The following is a 19,208-nucleotide window of genomic DNA, read 5'->3' on the forward strand; positions in this document are numbered from 1 at the left end:
ATGAAACAATTAATCGCCTGTTGTGGATTAGATTGCGAAAACTGCGACGCCCGTATCGCCACAATCAATAACGATGACAAGTTAAGAGAAGAAACCGCTCAAAAATGGAGTGTCATGAACAACACGTCGGAGATCACACCGGAAACTATTAATTGCACGGGTTGCCGTGTCGATGGCTCTAAATTCGCTTATTGCAGCAATTATTGTGAAATCCGGAAATGTGTTCAAACAAAAGGATTCAATACCTGTGGCGATTGTAAAGAACTGGATCATTGCCCGACCATCGATCTTATTTTCCAGCATAACCCCAGTGCAAAAGGAAATCTTTTATCGTCAATCTAAAATCACCTTCTTGCCTTGGATTCATTACAAAAATGAGCGATTCTTGCCTTGGATTTATTACAACGGCATAACTTTATTATGCCAATAAGCATATTTACATCTATCATTGAAATAAAAATGATCAACAGGATTACCCGATATTGAAAATTATTATCTTTACCATCAAATAATAAATGTTGGTTAGCGGGTTGGAATCACTAAATCGGAAATCATAAATCAAGAAATTAATCAGGTGATAGAAATTAAAAATATAGTCAAAAGCTACGGCGAACTAAAAGTGCTGAAAGGAATTGATCTCACGATAAAAGAAAAAGAGATCGTAACGATCGTCGGGGCTAGCGGTGCCGGGAAAAGTACGTTATTGCATATTTTGGGAACACTCGATACCCCGGACGAGGGTGAACTATTGTATGATTCCGTGAACATTGCCCGGTTATCCTCCAACAAACTATCGGAATTCCGAAATAACAACATCGGGTTTGTATTCCAATTCCATCACTTATTACCGGAATTCACCGCGTTGGAAAATGTTTGCATCCCGGCATGGATCAAGGGAACCGGGAAAAAAGAAGCGGAGCTGCGGGCCATGGAACTACTGACCCTTCTCGGTTTGGCAGACCGGGTGAGCCACAAACCCAATCAACTATCCGGCGGGGAACAACAACGAGTTTCCGTGGCAAGGGCTCTCGTCAATCATCCCCGGGTGGTGCTGGCCGATGAACCCTCCGGTAATCTGGACACCCGTACCAAAAATGAATTACACCAGTTATTCTTCACTTTACGGGAAGAACTCGGACAAACATTCGTAATCGTCACGCATGACACGGAACTAGCCCGTATGTCAGACAGACAAATAAAATTAAATGACGGAATGCTAATGAATGAATAAAATGAACCTTCCGGCACGATTTTCTCGTATCGCGAATAAAACACGAAAACCTGTTTGTGTTTTCGCACAATGTTCTTACATTTGCATCTTAATGAACAAAATATTTATTTATTAATTAAACCTTTCAATGAAATATACAGAAGAGTTAGACAAAGTGAGTTATTGTTTCGGTCTAAGTATTGCAAGTAATCTCCTTTCTTCAGGTGTGAACACCATTAATACAGAAGCTTTTGTTGACGCTATCAGAACAGTCTATGCAGGCCAGATGCCGGAAATCAAACCGGAAGAGGCTAACCAGATTTTGCAGGACTATTTTAACAAACTGCAAAATGAAAGAGGTAAAGCTGCCAAGGAAGCCGGAGAACAATTTTTAAACGATAACAAGAGCAAAGAAGGCGTGGTTACCCTGGAAAGCGGATTACAATATAAAGTAATTTCCACCGGAAACGGGGCTATTCCGAAAAGTAGCGATACTGTAAAATGTCACTATGAAGGACGCCTGATTAATGGTGCCGTGTTCGACTCTTCCATTCGCCGTGGTGAACCGGCTGAATTCCCAGTTAACGGAGTTATTGCCGGTTGGGTTGAAGCTCTTCAATTAATGCCCGTGGGTTCAAAATGGCAACTATACATTCCTTCTGATCTAGCTTACGGCCCTCACGGTGCAGGACAGGCTATCGGACCGAACGAGACCTTGATTTTTGATATCGAATTATTAGATATAGTATAATTTAATTTACGAAAAACTATGAACGCAAAAAATCTAATTTTAGGTTTATCTGTTGCTGCAATCGGTTTATCTAGCTGCTGCAACACTTCTACAAAAACGAATGTATCGCTGAAAAACGAGGCCGATACAGCAAGTTTCTATATTGGTTACATGTACGGTTCTAACATCACTGGAAACGGTATTGAAGACATCAACATGGACGCTATCATCGCCGGAATGAACAGTGCCTTACAGAAAAAAGATGCTCCTGCCGACATGATGCAAATGAATATGTTTTTACAGAAATATACTCAAAAAGCCATGATGGCTAAAGCTGAAAAAGCATTGAAAGCCGGAGAAGAATTCTTGGCAGCAAACGCTAAGAAAGATGGTATCAAAACTACCGAAAGCGGACTTCAATACAAAATTGAAAAAGAAGGAACCGGAGCTATCCCGGCAGATACCAGTGTTGTTAGAGTCCACTACAAAGGAACTTTGATTGACGGAACCGAGTTCGACTCTTCATACAAGAGAGGCGAGCCTACCGAATTTCCTGTAAACCGCGTGATCAAAGGTTGGACGGAAGCATTACAATTAATGCCTGTTGGTTCTAAATGGACGCTTTACATCCCGTCAAACTTGGCATACGGACCTCAAGGAGCCAGAGGTGCTATCGGACCGAACGAAACGTTGATTTTCGAAGTTGAATTAATCGACATCGTTGACCCGAACGCTCAAAAATAATTTATTATTTGATATTTAAACAGCTAGCAAGCCCAAGGACTCTTGGGCTTGTTTCTAATCAGAAAAACAATGAATTACGAAGTTACCGGAAAATTAATTTACAAAGAAGCTACACAAAAAATCAGTGATCGTTTCCAAAAGAGAGAATTCGTGATAGAAGTTGAAAACGAGAAGAATCCACAATGGAACGACTTCGTAAAAGTTCAATTGATCCAAGACCGGTGTGATCTATTAGAGACTATTCAATTGAACGAGAATATTAAAGTGTATTTCAATTTGCGTGGCCGCAAATGGGAGAACAACGGACAGGTTTCTTATTTCACGAACCTCGAAGGTTGGAGAATTGAGAAAGTTCAAGCGGAAGCCCCGATGATGGGCGCCCCGGTACCGGAATACAAGGTGGAAGACATTCCTCCCATGCCGGAAGCCGACGATCTTCCTTTCTAAACGGAAAATACAGTATTAAAAAAGGTCTGCAAATATTACAGACCTTTTTTAATACCATAATCTAACAACTTAGTAATTGACCAAAACCTAATAAAAGCGCTATCAGCAACGTCGTTATCGAAAGAAATTTCAATTGAGAATCCAAGGCTCTTCCTTCTCCCCAATAGACAGACTTCAGATGCATTGCCAGCAACGGTAGCGTTAACAAAAAGAGATAGCCCGTCCATCCGGCAGGATGCAGCACGGAATACAACACGAGACAAATCACAGCCAATAGCGTGATCACGAAATGATATATCTTTGCTCCCCGTATTCCCAAGATAACCGGGATGGTACGCTTGCCACAAACCGAGTCATTCTCGATGTCGCGGATATTATTCATGTTTAAAACACCGGAAGAGAGAAAACCGATGGCCGCGGCCGGTAACACACATATCCAAGGCAAAACACCGGACATGGCGAAATAACTTCCCATCACGCTCACTAACCCGAAAAAGATAAACACGAAAAGATCACCCAGTCCCCGGTAACCATAAGCACTCTTCCCGACCGTGTATTTCACGGCGGCCACGATAGATGCACCCCCGGCAATAAACAGAGAAATACTTTTCCAATTCAACAAATCCCGGAATGCCTCATAGATTAATAGACTTCCGGTGATGATCGCTATTACTCCGAAAACAATCATGGCCTGTACCATTTCCCGCATACTCAAAGCTCCACTTTGAGCGCTCCGAATAGGCCCTAAACGATGTTCATTATCCGTTCCCTTGGTTAAATCCCCCACCTCATTCGCCAGATTAGACAATATTTGTAAGGCAACCGTGGTGAGCATGGCCCACACGAAGGTCGTCGTTTTAAAATACCCATCGCTTGCAGCCAACAAAGAACCTAGTAATACACCCGATAAGGATAAAGGTAATGTTCTTAACCGAAAACTCGTGATATATGCCCGAACTTTAGACATGTATTCATTCAGATTTTAAATTAAACTCCTCCGTCAGCTTCGCTGCCACCTCCTCTATAAACAGAGGAGGAGCTGGTAACTCTTCCCAAAGTCGAAAAGTAATTCAACTCTCCCTCTGTTTATAGAGGGAGCACCCGAAGGGGGAGGGAGTTCATTTTTTATTTTCAACTTTTAATTCTCCATTTTCAACTTCAACTCCTTCTCCCCGATAATAACCTTATGCTGTTTGAATAAACCGCCAACCGTCTTTTTGTAGTTCTTTTTGCTGCAACCGAAAAGGCGATATATCTCGTCCGGATCGCTCTTATCCGATACAGCTAAGGCACCTCCATTCTCTTCCAGCTTTTTCAGTATCAAGGCTGCCAAACGGTCAATTTGTTCATGACCATCATTTTTTTGCAGGATACAATCGATTTTCCCGTCTTCCCGGATGGTCTTAATATAACCGGTCAGGTGCTGCCCAATGGTTATAGGTTGGAATATCTCGTTACGATAGATAATCGCCTCATGGCTATTATTGACAATAACATTATACCCTAAATCTGTACGACGAGCGACGATTAATTCGACTTCCTGCCCCAATTCATACTCTGCCGGAGTCTTATCCAAGAAACGACTTAACCTCGTGGAAGCAACAATACGATCCGTCGTTTTATCCACGTAAACATAAACCAAGTACTCACGCCCCACAATCATTTCTTCCCGCTGTTCCCGAAAAGGAACCAGCAAATCCTTACGTAATCCCCAGTCTAGAAAAGCCCCTACTCGACTCGTACCCACCACCTTCATCAAGGCAAAATCACCCACGACGGCTTTAGGTATTGTCATCGTGGCTATCACCCGGTCTTCCGAGTCAAAATAAATGAAAACTTTTAATTCATCACCTTCCTTACATTCAGCCGGAGCCGTTTCTTTCGGTAGCAAAATCTCTCCCCAATATTCCCCTCCATCCAAATAAACACCAAAATCCACGATCTTAACGACCTTCAATATATTATATTCTCCTAACTTTATCATATTCTGTAATTTTGTGACAAAGATAGAGAAATTAAGTGATTTATGATTTATGATTCGGTGATTAAATCATTCCCACCACCTACAAGAATGCAGGAAGGTGGGAATCACAAAATCATCTAATCGTAAATCTCGAAATCACTTAAAGGCTTTTTCCGACAATCCCGGTCCATCCAACTTCAATTGATCGAAATACTCCGGTACCGGACGGCCCATTAATTTATCAACATACATTTTAGCCAAGTATTGCGATAACATGAAACCATGCCCCCGCATACCGACAAACAGACCTAATTCGGGATCAACGATATAGCGAGGTTCCGTGTAATACCCGGACCACGTGGCCTGTATACTCACGCCAGCCAGTTCCGGCATCCAATCCACGAAGAATTCACTAATAATCTCCATAAACTCCTTCGTGTTCAAAATCAGATTTTTATCCGTCCGCAACGCATCCACCCGCGGGGATGCACAACCGATAATTTGCCCCGTGTGGACTAATTGTTGCCCATAGACAGCGGAAAATCCTTTATATTCCTGCCGATCGATCAGCATATCCAGACTATCCCCGTTCTTCCCTAGCATGGGTAAACGACGAGTGATAAATGCCTGATGGCGTACCGGGTACAATCCCGCGTGAATCCCCAATCCCTCGCAAATCTTTCCAGCCCCGGCTCCCAAGGCATTCACGAATATCTCCGTGCGGAATTCCACGTATTTCTTATCATGAGTCAACACTAAAATACTATATGTTGATCCCTCTTTCATCACTTCCAACACCTTGCAATCTTCCACGATCCGCCCCCCGGCCGAAATACCCATGTTACGAATCAAATCGACCACTTTACCGGGTGTCGCCTGCCAGCAATCATTGGTAATCAAAGCCCCCAAGTAACGCTTGGATTTCGTGCTGAAATAAGGAGAAATCTCTTTCTGAAAATTCTTCGGGTCAACCATATAGGCATCCGACCATGCACGACTCGCATCCAAGGCATTGAACGTGGGCTCATCATGAGCCAAATTAATATAGCGCGTCGTCTTGTAATCAATATTCGATATTTTCTGTAACTCTTTAAATATAGCATGATTATGCTCCGCGATCTCGGCCAGCTCCGGTAAAGAGAATGCCGTACGCCCTCCCCCGATATTTCTCCAGGAAGAACCTCTATCCGCATTCACCAGCACGGGATTCAAGCCGGAATCTGCCATATAGCGGAACAACGCACTTCCGGCAATACCACCTCCAGCAATCAACGCCCCGACCTCTATCTTCTTGAAATCCGATCGATTAGCCACACGATGCTCGTCACCTCGTTTTGGCGGGTACAATTCACCTAGATTCAACTGGTTAGACAGGGGCGCTCTCGGTGTAGCATCCCCCACGATCTCGATCCCTTTCGCCCGTAAAGCTGTTTTCAACCGAGGAATACAACGTTTTCCCCGGCAAGGCCCCATTCCCAAGCGAGTGGTATGTTTTATCTCGTCTATCGAAATAAAGGTACGATCACCCACGACTTTCAAAACATCGTCCAAAGTAACATCATCACAATGGCAAATAAACGTGGCTCCCGGTTGATCCTTCAACAACGGTTCCAAATCCAGCGGTTGCGGGTAATTCTCCTTCACCACGAAACCTCTTACCTTCACCAAATCTTCCCCGTGAACATCCAAGGCTTTCACCCGGGCTATATTCGTTTTATTCGGCTTGTGCAGAACTTTCTCGATAATCCCCTCTCCCAATCTTTCACCGTAATTATTCACTAGGTAAACCACTTCTTTCTCCTTTACTTCGTATTCTATCGGCAGAAACAAGTTATCTTTTCGTAAATCATAACCGAAAATGGCCAATCCCGGACATTGATAGACACACTCCATACACCCGATACATTTATCGTAATCTACGTGAGGTACGGTAGAAGTCGAACTTTTCGTTATCGCCCCGTGAGGACAGGCAAAAGAACAAGGATTACACGCAAAACCATACAAACAATCCATTTGCACGAATCCCCGTTTGTGCATACGTTCCGCCTCCGGCAAACAGGGAGTTTCCAGAATCCGAACCGGATGTTGTTGTGAATCAATATACTCTTTGGAAACCACCAAATAATCATCATAACTCACCCTAGCCCCCAAGTCCATCAATATCTCAATTGCCGTTTGCTTCCCCCGCAATACGGCACTCGTCCCTTCTCCAATTCTCACGGCATCTCCCGCGGCATAACAATGCTCTCCAAAGACGGCCTTTCCTTTCATCAACAATTGATTGTCCGGTATCAACCCCGTACATATATTTATGACATCTATGCCATTCAATATTCTTTCCGTACCCGGAATCGGTTTGAAATTCTCACATTCAGCAATAACAGCCCCCGTGATTCCCGTGTGATCAGCATTCGGGATCGCTTTCAACAGTACGTGAGACGTCATGATCGGTATCGCCAAACGGCGTACCCGGTTTGCTTGCACGGGGAAACCACCTTCTTTGGGCATCCCCTCAATAATCGCCTTCACGTGGGCCCCCGCTTGCATCAACTGGTAAGAAGTCAAGTAACCAATATTTCCGGCTCCCACGGTCAGTACATTCTTCCCCAACAGCGTAAGTTCGTTATTCATCATTTTCTGAACGACAGCTGCCGTATATACCCCGGGTAGATCATCGTTTTCGAAAGCCGGCATAAACGGAACAGCCCCCGTGGCCACGACTAAATAGTCTGCATCCACGAAGAACACGGTATCCGTTTCCAAGTTCTTCACGGCCACCCGTTTCCCCTCCAATATATCCCAAACCGTAGAGTTCAGGTAAATACCTTCCATATTCTCCCCCGCCAATGTTTTGGCAATATCAAATCCGCGCATTCCCCCGAAACGCTTTTCTTTCTCGAAAAAGAAGAACTGGTGGGTTTGCATATTAAACTGACCGCCAATCTTATCGTTATTATCAATCACGATATTATCTATACCATACTTTTCAAACTCCTCCCGCACGGCTAATCCGGCTGGCCCGGCCCCCACGATCACCACCGTGGTACGAAGTACTTTCCGTGTATCAATCCGGTGTTCGGCATGTTGTTCGGCCATTTCCCCCTGGGCGAACTCCCGTACCTCTTTCACTCCATCCACTTTTGTCACGCAAATACGCCGGACTTTACCATCCACCAACATCTCACAAGCCCCACATTTCCCGATGCCACAGGCGAGGGAACGTCCCCGGCCATCCAGACTGTGACTATGCACGGGGTACCCGGCCTGATGCAAGGCAGCCGCGATGGTAAAACCCTTTTCTCCTTCGATTTTCTTACCGTTAAAAGTGAACACCACTTTATCTCGTTTCGGAACATCCAGAATCGGATGCGAATTAATCTTCGACATAAGTTATTGTTTTATTAGTTAGGTTATTAGATTCTTTTGCAATATAACCGATCCGAGACAAAAAAAAGCTGACAAAAGTCAGCTTTTCAAATTTATCTATTTTTTAACATTTAATTCTTTTCTCTCGTGAATGTGAATTTTCCCTCGATTCCCTGTCCATCCTTACTCACCCCAACGATCGTATCGGCATCAACCAAGATACCAAACCAACTATCCAACTCGTACTCGATCTCGTGTTCGGAATGAATAATATCAAACTCTTCGGCATCCAATTTTACCTTATGTTCTTCAAGCCTCCCCACTAAAAATTCCTGCAACATATATCCTTCCTCTCCCTCAAGCTTATCCGTAAAAATAATCCGCCCGGACAAATCATTCCCCTCTTGTTTCAGGAACAACTCGCCCTCGGCTACCCCGTAGCCATAATCCTCTTTATATTTCCATTTACCTGTTAAATCCACCTTGCTAATTTTAAATCCGATTAATTTTGTGATTTAGTGATTTCCAATTAAGTGATTATAGAATCTTCCAGTTATCAAATCGACTATCACGGAATCTTCTCAAGCTTTTTCCATCGCTTTTGCCTCGTTCCAATACTCGTCCATTTCCTCCAAGGTCATATCCGAAAGGTTGCGCTCCGTTTCGTGAGCTTTCTTTTCCACGTACGAAAAACGACGAATAAATTTCTTGTTGGATTTCTCCAAAGCATCTTCCGGATTTATACCGTATAGTCGCGCCGCGTTAATCATGGCAAACATGAAATCACCGAATTCTTCTTCCATCCGCTCCTGATCCTTCCGGGCAACCTCGACTTCCAATTCACCCAACTCCTCCCGTACTTTTTGCCACACGTCCTCTTTCTGTTTCCAGTCGAACCCGACTCCCCTCACCTTATCTTGAATCCGGTATGCTTTCACTAAAGCCGGAAGAGCATCCGGGACACCTTCCAAAACTTTATTATGACGGCCCTTCTCTTTCAACTTCAATTGCTCCCAGTTACGCAACACGTCATTCTCATCCTCGACCTTCACCTCCCCGTAAATATGCGGGTGACGATAGCGCAATTTGGCACAGATCTCGTTCAAAACATCCGTCATGTCAAATTGCTCCTGTTCCTTCCCGATCAAAGCATAAAACACGATATGCATAAGCAAATCTCCCAACTCCTTTTTCACCTCCTGCATATCATTTTTCAGAATTGCATCTCCCAGCTCATAAACCTCCTCCACCGATAACGTCCGCAAAGACTCCATCGTCTGTTTATGATCCCAGGGACACTTTTCCCTCAAGGTTTCCATTATATCCAACAGCTCGGCAAAAGCTTCTTTCTGTTTCGTAAAATCTTTCTCCATAACAAACTCTACTCTCGTGAAAAATTTTCAATTTCCAACTTTCAATTTTCAATTGTTTTCCCTACTTTGCACCTGCAAAAATAAGGCTTTTATTTTAAGTTTCATGATAGAGAGAAGAATAAGTATTGGAAACATTGATCCTATTGACTTTTACGGCATTAACAACGCAAAATTCATTACTTTAAAAGAATTTTTCCCGAAATTGAAGATCACCGCCAGGGGCGATGAAATCATTATTCAGGGAGAAGAAAGCGACATTGATGTCCTTGTTGCCAAAATTAATGCCCTTTTGGAACATTACAATAAATATAACATGCTCACGATCGCCAATCTGAAAAGAATTATTCTGGAAGACGAGATCGTGGAAGACCCCGAGGACCCGGCCTCAATTATTGTTTTCGGGAATAACGGGAAAATTATACGAGCCAGAACGACAAATCAACGTAAACTCGTTGATCTGGCCAAAACAAACGACTTGCTTTTTGCCACGGGTCCGGCCGGCTCCGGTAAAACCTACACGGCAATCGCTCTTGCGGTAAAAGCATTACGCAATAAAGAAGTCAAACGGATCATTCTCAGCCGTCCGGCGGTAGAGGCAGGTGAAAGTCTTGGATTCCTACCCGGGGACATGAAAGAGAAAGTTGATCCCTATTTGCAACCCTTGTACGATGCTCTTTCTGACATGATTCCCTCGAAAAAATTAAGCGAATATCTCGAAACGGAAATCATTCAGATTGCCCCTTTAGCATACATGAGGGGACGTACACTCAATGATGCATTCGTGATTCTCGATGAAGCACAGAACACGACAAAAAATCAGTTAAAAATGTTCCTAACCCGTATGGGTGTCAACGCTAAATTCGTGATCACCGGGGATATGAGCCAGATAGACCTCCCAAAACAAAGTGATTCAGGATTAATTCATGCCTTCAAATTACTGCACCATATAAAAGGTATTGCATTCGTCGAATTCGACAATAGTGACATCGTTCGCCACAGGCTGGTGAAAGAGATTGTTAACGCTTACAACAACGAAGAAAAAACTAAATAACGGATCTTTAAAGCAAATAACATGGAAGCGATTGTAAAAACAAATTTTAAATTCCCGGGACAGAAAGATGAATACATCGGTAAAGTACGTGACGTGTATAACATCAATGACGAATACCTCGTTATGTTGGTATCCGACAGAATTTCCGCTTTCGACGTGGTACTCCCGAAAGGAATACCTTACAAAGGACAAATATTGAATCAAATTGCCGCTAAATTTCTGGATGCGACGTCAGACATCGTTCCGAACTGGAAAATAGCAACACCCGATCCGATGGTGACCGTTGGTCACAAGTGCGAACCGTTCAAAGTAGAAATGGTTATTCGCGGTTACTTGGCCGGAAGTGCATGGAGAGAATACAAATCAGGAAAGAGAACCCTTTGCGGTTTACCATTACCGGAAGGAATGGTTGAAAACCAGAAATTCCCGACACCTCTTGTAACTCCTACCACCAAAGCTATGGAAGGACACGATGAAAATATCTCTAAAGAAGAAATCATCTCGTCCGGACTAGTTAGTAAAGAAGATTACGAGGCCATCGAAAAATACACTCTTGCCCTATTCCAAAGAGGAACAGAGATTGCAGCCAAAATGGGATTAATTCTAGTAGACACGAAATACGAATTCGGTAAAAAAGATGGAAAGATCTATTTGATCGATGAAATCCACACCCCGGATTCTTCCCGTTATTTCTATGCCGACGGTTACGAAGAACGCCTAGCAAAAGGAGAAAGACAGCGTCAACTATCCAAAGAATTCGTTCGCGAATGGTTAATGGAAAATAACTTCCAAGGGAAAGCCGGACAAACCGTTCCGGAAATGACTCCGGAAGTGGTAGCCAATATCACGAATCGTTATATCGAATTATACGAACATATCACAGGAACGAAGTTCGAAAAAGCCGACAGCACGAACATTCTTGCCCGCATCGAGAACAATGTAAATGAATGTTTGGCTAGCCTGAAATAAATAGTCAAAACTTTCCAATAAAGCTCATAAGGAATTTTCCTATGAGCTTTATTCATTTTCTAGCTGATCCAACAGACCTTCAACAGCATCTTCCAGTAAGTCCAACACTAATTCGAACCCGGAATCCCCGCCATAATAAGGATCGGGAACGCTATCCCGGTAGGAAAAACGCTGGCAGAAATCAGTCATCTTGAATATTTTATTCTTTTCTTCCTCGGATGTAGCCATTCTTTGCAGATCACGGATATTCTGGTCATCCATACCGATAATCATGTCAAAATCAGAAAAATCTGCATCCGGATAAAATTTTCGGGATAAACTGGTCAGATCATATCCTCTTCTTATCGCATGACTTTGCATCCGACGATCCGCCGGATCACCGGAATGATAACCACTAATCCCGGCAGAATCAATATAATATTGTTCCTCCAATCCCCGATCTTTCACGTAATATTTCATAATTGCCTCTGCACTCGGGGAGCGGCATATATTACCGAGACATATAAATAGAATTCTTTTCTTCATAACTAAACATTAAAAAACGGTTATCATGACCTTGTTTGCCATAATAACCGCTCTCAAAAATTATGTTCTATTAATTAAATAAAGAGTCTACAAACTCTTCACGATTGAATACTTGCAAATCATCAATTTTTTCACCGATACCAATGTATTTCACGGGAATTTTGAATTGATCAGAGATACCAATTACAACGCCACCTTTTGCCGTTCCGTCCAGTTTTGTAATCGCCAAAGCATTTACTTCCGTGGCCAAGGTAAATTGTTTTGCTTGTTCGTAAGCATTTTGCCCGGTAGAACCGTCAAGTACTAACAAAATTTCATGTGGGGCATCCGGAATCACTTTTTGCATGACCTTCTTGATTTTCGTCAATTCGTTCATCAAGTTTATCTTATTGTGTAAACGTCCCGCCGTGTCAATAAGCACCACATCTGCATTCTCAGCTTTCGCTTTACTCAGCGTATCAAAAGCCACAGAAGCCGGATCTGCCCCCATACCCTGTTTTACGATCGGTACCCCTACTCGTTCCGCCCAGATTACCAACTGATCTACCGCGGCAGCTCTAAAGGTATCTGCAGCCCCTAAAACAACAGATTTTCCAGCATCTTTAAATTTGTGAGCCAATTTACCAATTGTCGTTGTCTTACCCACTCCATTCACACCGACGACCATGATCACATAAGGACCATGTCCTTCCGGTAAACTCAAAGCATCGTAATCCGTTGAATTATTCTCTTTCAACAAATCAACAATCTCTTCTTTCAATACCCGGTTTAATTCATCCGTACCCACATATTTATCCCGCTGTACTCTTTCTTCGATTCGTTCAATGATACGAAGAGTTGTATCAACTCCCACATCCGAAGAAATCAACACTTCTTCCAAGTTATCCAGAACCTCGTCATCAACCTTGGATTTACCAACAATTGCCCGAGAGAGTTTCTTGAATACACTTTCTTTCGTCTTTTCTAAACCTTTATCAAGGCTTTCCTTTTTCTTTTTATTAAATAGACCGAATAATGCCATTTCCACATAAATTGATTCAGAACGCTAAGGTAGGTAAAACAATTGAAAATTGAAAATGAAGAATTGAAAATGAGATAAAATAAAAAAGGGCGAGTCTCTTGAACTCGCCCTCTCTTCTAAATTCGGCATCGACCTACTCTCCCACCCGGGGGCAGTACCATCGGCGCTAACGGGCTTAACTTCTCTGTTCGGGATGGGAAGAGGTGGATCACCGTCGCTATAGACACCTTTTAATGTTTTCCAGTCACTTCATCGAGCCCTCCGGCTACTCGTGACAATATCTTTAAAGTTCATTTATTCATGCTTTCTATCGACCGCCAATCACCTTGATTGACAATCGCTTGGAACGTTAACTGAATCATCTCACCCACCGAACGTCAACTTTCGGGTGATTAGTACCACTCGGCTTTGCCGTCACCGGCTTTACACCTGTGGCCTATCAACGTCGTCGTCTACGACGACCCTGTAAGGAGATCTCATCTCGAGGCAGGCTTCGCGCTTAGATGCTTTCAGCGCTTATCCCGTCCGCGCGTGGCTACCCTGCCGTACGACTGGCGTCATAACAGGTTCACTAGCGGCGCGTCCAACCCGGTCCTCTCGTACTAGAGTCAGGACCTCTCGAATCTCCAACGCCCACGACAGATAGGGACCGAACTGTCTCACGACGTTCTGAACCCAGCTCGCGTGCCACTTTAATCGGCGAACAGCCGAACCCTTGGGACCTTCTCCAGCCCCAGGATGTGACGAGCCGACATCGAGGTGCCAAACCGCCCCGTCGATATGAGCTCTTGGGGGCGATCAGCCTGTTATCCCCGGAGTACCTTTTATCCTTTGAGCGATGACCCTTCCACGCGGGATCACCGGATCACTATGCCCTGCTTTCGCACCCGATCGACTCGTTGGTCTCCCGGTCAAGCACCCTTGTGCCATTGCACTCTACGGTTGATTACCAACCAACCCGAGGGTACCTTTGGAAGCCTCCGTTACGCTTTTGGAGGCGACCACCCCAGTCAAACTACCCACCACGCGGTGTCCCCTATACTTAGGGTTAGATCCCAGACAAGAGAAGGGTCGTATTTCAACGATGGCTCCACGAATCCTGGCGAATCCGCTTCAAAGCCTCCGACCTATCCTACACGTCCCGTGCCCGGGAACAACGCGAAGCTGCAGTAAAGGTTCACGGGGTCTTTCCGTCCCGTCGCGGGTACCCGGCATCTTCACCGGAACTACAATTTCACCGAGCTCATGGTCGAGACAGTGCCCAGATCGTTACACCATTCGTGCAGGTCGGAACTTACCCGACAAGGAATTTCGCTACCTTAGGACCGTTATAGTTACGGCCGCCGTTTACCGGGGCTTCAATTCAAACCTTCTCCTCGCGGATGAGCTCTCCTCTTAACCTTCCGGCACCGGGCAGGTGTCAGGCCATATACGTCATCTTTCGATTTGGCATAGCCATGTGTTTTTGGTAAACAGTCGCCTGGGCCATTACTCTGCGGCTCTATCACTAGAGCGTCCTTTTTCCCGAAGTTACAGGACTATTTTGCCTAGTTCCTTGACCATGAATCACTCGAGCGCCTTGGTATGTTCTACCCGACCACGTGTGTCCGTTTACAGTACGGTTCCTCGTCACTTGAAGTTTAGCGGGTTTTCTAGGGGGTAAATTGCCTGGACGCTATCCCCTCGGCCGAGGCCTCGAGGTACTATCGACTTTCGCCTCCGGTGGCGTGCTTGACTACCACCGTCACAGGGTACGGCCTTCAACGCGCTATTCCGTCAGCGCGCGGTCCATTCATCACCCCGTCACCGCGTCACGGTGACGAGAAGCACGGGAATGTTAACCCGTTTCTCGTCGGCGTCCCCGTTCGGGTTAGCCTTAGAGGCCGGCTGACCCCCGGCTGATTGACATTGCCGGGGAATCCTTGGTCTTGCGGCGTGGGGGGTTCTCGCCCCCATTATCGTTACTTATGCCTACATTTGCTTTTCATGCCGCTCCAGTCACTCTCGCGGGTGACCTTCTAAGCTGGCAGGAATGCTCTCCTACCGGTCAGTCATTAACTAACCCCACGGCTTCGGTTGACAGTTTGATGCCCGTGTATTATCCACGCGGGATCGCTCGACTAGTGAGCTGTTACGCACTCTTTAAATGAATGGCTGCTTCCAAGCCAACATCCTAGCTGTCTCCGCGATCCCACCTCGTTTGATCAACTTAACTGTCCATCCGGGACCTTAGCCGGTGGTCCGGGTTCTTTCCCTCTCGTCCGCGGACCTTAGCACCCGCGGGCTCACTCCATGATTTCGTGTTCCAGCATTCGGAGTTTATCCGGATTTGATAGGCGGTGAAGCCCTCGCGTCCAACCAGTAGCTCTACCTCTGGAACAGAACATCACAGGCTGCACCGAAATGCATTTCGGAGAGTACGAGCTATTTCCCAGTTTGATTGGCCTTTCACCCCTACCCGCGAGTCATCCGAAAACTTTTCAACGTTTACCGGTTCGGTCCTCCATCACGTGTTACCGCGACTTCAACCTGCTCGTGGGTAGATCACAAGGTTTCGCGTCTAGCGCCACCAACTCGACGCCCTGTTAAGGCTCGCTTTCACTTCGGCTAACGGGCCTGAAGCCCTTAACCTCGCTGGTGACGACTAACTCGTAGGCTCATTATGCAAAAGGCACGCCGTCACCATATTTCATGGCTCCGACCGCTTGTAGGCGCGCGGGTTCAGGGTCTATTTCACCCCCCTGCTCGGGGTACTTTTCACCTTTCCCTCGCGGTACTGGTTCACTATCGGTCTCTCGGGAGTATTTAGCCTTGCCAGGCGGTCCTGGCGAATTCAGGCAGGATTTCTCGTGTCCCGCCCTACTCGGGATCCCGCTATCTTCGTGAGAGGTGTCGTGCACGGGGCTGTCACCCTCCACGGCTTACCTTTCCAGGTAATTGCACTTCGTCTCACGTCGAATGTCGCGGTCCCATGACCCCGCTGTCGCCGAAACGGCAGCGGTTTGGGCTCTTCCCCGTTCGCTCGCCACTACTGGGGGAATCACTATTTGTTTTCTTCTCCTGCGGGTAATGAGATGTTTCAGTTCCCCGCGTTCGCTTACCTTACGGTATGACCGTCATCTAGACGGCCGGGTTGCCCCATTCGGAAATCCACGGGTCAAGGGTTACTTGCACCTCGCCGTGGCCTATCGCGGCTTATCGCGTCCTTCATCGCCTCCGAGAGCCTAGGCATCCACCGCGCGCCCTTGGTTGTTCACGTTCGTTAGCGTCGTGTTTTTAAATAATTTTACCTTGTCCCGTGTATCACTACAGGGACGGCTCTGTGTTATTCTACTACATTGTTACTTCGTGGATCAAATGATCCATTAACGTTCCAGCATGTCAAAGAACTTTATCAACCTCGACAACTGTCGAGGTTGATGATGGCGGGACCAAGGCAACGAGCCTCGTCTCTAAAGATCCCTCGAGGGAATCCCGTTGATAATGAACTGCCGGTAGCGAGCCACATGAGCTCATGCTCCAGAAAGGAGGTGTTCCAGCCGCACCTTCCGGTACGGCTACCTTGTTACGACTTAGCCCCAGTTACCGGTATTACCCTAGCCCGTTCCTCGCGGTCACGATCTTCAGGTACTCCCGGCTTCCATGGCTTGACGGGCGGTGTGTACAAGGCCCGGGAACGTATTCACCGCGCCATGGCTGATGCGCGATTACTAGCGAATCCAACTTCGTGGAGTCGGGTTGCAGACTCCAGTCCGAACTACGACCGGCTTTAGAGATTCGCTCCGGGTCACCCCGTGGCTGCCCTCTGTACCGGCCATTGTAACACGTGTGTCGCCCCGGGTGTAAGGGCCGTGCTGATTTGACGTCATCCCCGCCTTCCTCGCACCTTACGGTGGCAGTCTCGACAGAGTGCCCGGCTTGAACCGATGGCAACTGGCGATAGGGGTTGCGCTCGTTATGGGACTTAACCCGACACCTCACGGCACGAGCTGACGACAACCATGCAGCACCTTGTATCTAGCCCCGAAGGGAAGAAGTGTTTCCACCTCATGCAAAATACATTTAAACCCGGGTAAGGTTCCTCGCGTATCATCGAATTAAACCACATGTTCCTCCGCTTGTGCGGGCCCCCGTCAATTCCTTTGAGTTTCATCGTTGCCGACGTACTCCCCAGGTGGCTCACTTAATACTTTCGCTTGAACCCTGGCGGTGTATCGCCAAGATCCAGTGAGCATCGTTTACGGCGTGGACTACCAGGGTATCTAATCCTGTTCGCTACCCACGCTCTCGCGCATCAGCGTCAGATCGAGCCTGGGAAGCTGCCTTCGCTATCGGGGTTCCAAGTGATATCTAAGCATTTCACCGCTACTTCACTTGTTCCGCCTCCCTCGTCTCGTCTCCAGGTCGCCAGTTTCAACGGCGTGCTACAGTTTAGCTGCAGTCTTTTACCGCTGACTTGGCGTCCCGCCTACGCGCCCTTTAAACCCAATAAATCCGGATAACGCTCGCATCCCCCGTATTACCGCGGCTGCTGGCACGGAGTTAGCCGATGCTTATTCGTCAGGTACTGGCAAGAAGGTACACGTACCTTTTATTCTTCCCTGGCAAAAGAGGTTTACAGGCCATAGACCATTCTTCCCTCACGCGACTTGGCTGGTTCAGGCTCTCGCCCATTGACCAATATTCCTCACTGCTGCCTCCCGTAGGAGTCTGGACCGTGTCTCAGTTCCAGTGTGGGGGACCTTCCTCTCAGAACCCCTAGACATCGTCGGCTTGGTGGGCCGTTACCCCGCCAACTACCTAATGTCGCGCGTGCCCGTCCCGTACCACCGGAATTTTAAATGCATCACCATGCGATGATACAGTGTTATGGGATGTTAGTCCACGTTTCCGCGGGTTATCTCCCGGTACGGGGTTGGTTGCACACGTGTTACTCACCCGTGCGCCGGTCGCCGGCGAAGTATTGCTACTCCCCGCTGCCCCTCGACTTGCATGTGTTAAGCCTGTCGCTAGCGTTCATCCTGAGCCAGGATCAAACTCTTCATGGTAAAAGTTATTTACAGAAATTTTATTCTGGCCGGGTCATGTGTTTCATGAATCTCGACTACCGTCGATTTCGATTCACGCTCGCTACGTTTTGTTCATTTCAATATCTTAAAGAACTCTTTCTTTCTTGTTTTAGCCTTGCTCATTTTAAGAGCGAAAGCGGATGCAAAGATAAGACCTTTTTTCGTTACCTTCCAAATCTTTTTCAAAGTTTTTTCAAACTTTTTTTAAGAGCCTCGTAATTCGATATTTTGAATTACTCAAGCAAAAGAAGGATTGTCTTATTTCCATTTCAACATTTCAAGAACTTTACAAGAAACCACCTTTCTAGCCTCGTTCATGCTTGCACTGTTTCTTGTTTTGCGGGTGCAAAGATAAGGCAAACTTTTCCCCTTCTCCAAATATTTTCACAATTATTTTTCAATTATTTTCATCAATACACACCAAAAGCATGATTGGCAAAACGTTAGAATGGGAACTTTTTTCAGGATAATACTATTGAAATAAGGTTAAAGACAGGAATCAACCTCGGTACAAAGCCGTTCGTGAACGTCTTTGATTCGTCTTTGATTCGAAAATGATACGTCTTTATACCCTATCTTCCACCTGTGACCAGCGTTTGTTCTATGGAATATCATGGGATAAACTAGGAAATAAACTAGACAGATACCCTCCTCTAACTCATCAACAACACCCGTCAGTGTTCATGCTATGTTCATGCTATGAAGATGCAATGTTCATGTCCCCTTCTATCCATAGACCA

At 45.9% G+C, this 19,208-nt stretch carries 14 protein-coding genes and 3 rRNA genes; 7 read left to right on the forward strand and 10 right to left on the reverse strand.

The window, feature by feature from the left end; genetic code table 11:
• From F1644_RS04870 to F1644_RS04890, 5 genes are all read left to right on the forward strand, one after another.
• Positions 1-342 carry a DUF3795 domain-containing protein gene (locus F1644_RS04870; protein WP_118301915.1) on the forward strand — a complete coding sequence of 114 codons (342 nt, stop codon included), beginning with the start codon at positions 1-3 and terminating at the stop codon, positions 340-342.
• Positions 343-574: 232 nt separating this feature from the next.
• The gene (locus tag F1644_RS04875) at positions 575-1,231 is read left to right on the forward strand and encodes an ABC transporter ATP-binding protein (RefSeq protein WP_118261008.1); all 657 of its coding nucleotides are present in this window, start codon (positions 575-577) and stop codon (positions 1,229-1,231) included.
• Positions 1,232-1,358: 127 nt separating this feature from the next.
• Complete coding sequence (locus tag F1644_RS04880; RefSeq protein WP_087422099.1) at positions 1,359-1,961, forward strand: FKBP-type peptidyl-prolyl cis-trans isomerase; 603 nt, start codon at positions 1,359-1,361, stop codon at positions 1,959-1,961.
• An 18-nt stretch (positions 1,962-1,979) separates the two neighbouring features.
• Entirely contained in the window at positions 1,980-2,684 is a 705-nt protein-coding gene (locus tag F1644_RS04885; RefSeq protein ID WP_087422098.1) for an FKBP-type peptidyl-prolyl cis-trans isomerase, read from the forward strand.
• A 69-nt stretch (positions 2,685-2,753) separates the two neighbouring features.
• Positions 2,754-3,131 carry a DUF3127 domain-containing protein gene (locus F1644_RS04890; RefSeq protein WP_087422097.1) on the forward strand — a complete coding sequence of 126 codons (378 nt, stop codon included), beginning with the start codon at positions 2,754-2,756 and terminating at the stop codon, positions 3,129-3,131.
• A 61-nt stretch (positions 3,132-3,192) separates the two neighbouring features.
• Here F1644_RS04890 and menA read toward each other — a convergent pair whose 3' ends face one another.
• The 5 genes from menA to mazG all read right to left on the reverse strand — a co-directional run bounded on the left by menA (position 3,193) and on the right by mazG (position 9,833).
• Positions 3,193-4,098, reverse strand: a complete 906-nt coding sequence (gene menA, locus F1644_RS04895; RefSeq protein ID WP_118301913.1) for a 1,4-dihydroxy-2-naphthoate octaprenyltransferase — start codon at positions 4,096-4,098, stop codon at positions 3,193-3,195.
• A 171-nt stretch (positions 4,099-4,269) separates the two neighbouring features.
• Positions 4,270-5,115 carry a CvfB family protein gene (locus F1644_RS04900; protein WP_118301912.1) on the reverse strand — a complete coding sequence of 282 codons (846 nt, stop codon included), beginning with the start codon at positions 5,113-5,115 and terminating at the stop codon, positions 4,270-4,272.
• 135 nt (positions 5,116-5,250) lie between these two features.
• Positions 5,251-8,481 (reverse strand): FAD-dependent oxidoreductase, encoded by a 3,231-nt coding sequence (locus tag F1644_RS04905; RefSeq protein WP_118301911.1) that lies wholly within the window; start codon positions 8,479-8,481, stop codon positions 5,251-5,253.
• Positions 8,482-8,591: 110 nt separating this feature from the next.
• Positions 8,592-8,942 (reverse strand): hypothetical protein, encoded by a 351-nt coding sequence (locus F1644_RS04910; protein WP_027203069.1) that lies wholly within the window; start codon positions 8,940-8,942, stop codon positions 8,592-8,594.
• Between the two features lie 99 nt (positions 8,943-9,041).
• Positions 9,042-9,833 carry a nucleoside triphosphate pyrophosphohydrolase gene (gene mazG, locus F1644_RS04915; protein ID WP_118301910.1) on the reverse strand — a complete coding sequence of 264 codons (792 nt, stop codon included), beginning with the start codon at positions 9,831-9,833 and terminating at the stop codon, positions 9,042-9,044.
• 103 nt (positions 9,834-9,936) lie between these two features.
• Here mazG and F1644_RS04920 point away from each other — a divergent pair, with 103 nt between their 5' ends.
• Both F1644_RS04920 and F1644_RS04925 read left to right on the forward strand, forming a co-directional pair.
• Positions 9,937-10,884 carry a PhoH family protein gene (locus F1644_RS04920; protein ID WP_118261013.1) on the forward strand — a complete coding sequence of 316 codons (948 nt, stop codon included), beginning with the start codon at positions 9,937-9,939 and terminating at the stop codon, positions 10,882-10,884.
• Positions 10,885-10,905: 21 nt separating this feature from the next.
• Positions 10,906-11,853, forward strand: coding sequence for a phosphoribosylaminoimidazolesuccinocarboxamide synthase (locus F1644_RS04925; RefSeq protein WP_118301909.1), 948 nt, complete (start codon positions 10,906-10,908; stop codon positions 11,851-11,853).
• A gap of 48 nt (positions 11,854-11,901) precedes the next feature.
• Here F1644_RS04925 and F1644_RS04930 read toward each other — a convergent pair whose 3' ends face one another.
• The 5 genes from F1644_RS04930 to F1644_RS04950 all read right to left on the reverse strand — a co-directional run bounded on the left by F1644_RS04930 (position 11,902) and on the right by F1644_RS04950 (position 18,447).
• Positions 11,902-12,378: a low molecular weight protein-tyrosine-phosphatase gene (locus F1644_RS04930; RefSeq protein ID WP_118301908.1), complete on the reverse strand. Its 477-nt coding sequence runs from the start codon at positions 12,376-12,378 to the stop codon at positions 11,902-11,904.
• A gap of 70 nt (positions 12,379-12,448) precedes the next feature.
• On the reverse strand, positions 12,449-13,399 hold the full coding sequence (gene ftsY / locus F1644_RS04935) for a signal recognition particle-docking protein FtsY (RefSeq protein WP_027203074.1): 951 nt from the start codon (positions 13,397-13,399) through the stop codon (positions 12,449-12,451).
• A 120-nt stretch (positions 13,400-13,519) separates the two neighbouring features.
• Positions 13,520-13,630 (reverse strand): 5S ribosomal RNA (gene rrf, locus F1644_RS04940).
• Positions 13,631-13,771: 141 nt separating this feature from the next.
• Positions 13,772-16,658: ribosomal RNA gene (locus F1644_RS04945) — 23S ribosomal RNA — on the reverse strand.
• 264 nt (positions 16,659-16,922) lie between these two features.
• Positions 16,923-18,447: ribosomal RNA gene (locus F1644_RS04950) — 16S ribosomal RNA — on the reverse strand.
• Together the 16S, 23S and 5S rRNA genes form the textbook arrangement of a ribosomal RNA operon.
• Positions 18,448-19,208 lie beyond the last annotated feature (761 nt).

Source organism: Butyricimonas paravirosa (assembly GCF_032878955.1).
GTDB classification, from domain to species: domain Bacteria; phylum Bacteroidota; class Bacteroidia; order Bacteroidales; family Marinifilaceae; genus Butyricimonas; species Butyricimonas paravirosa.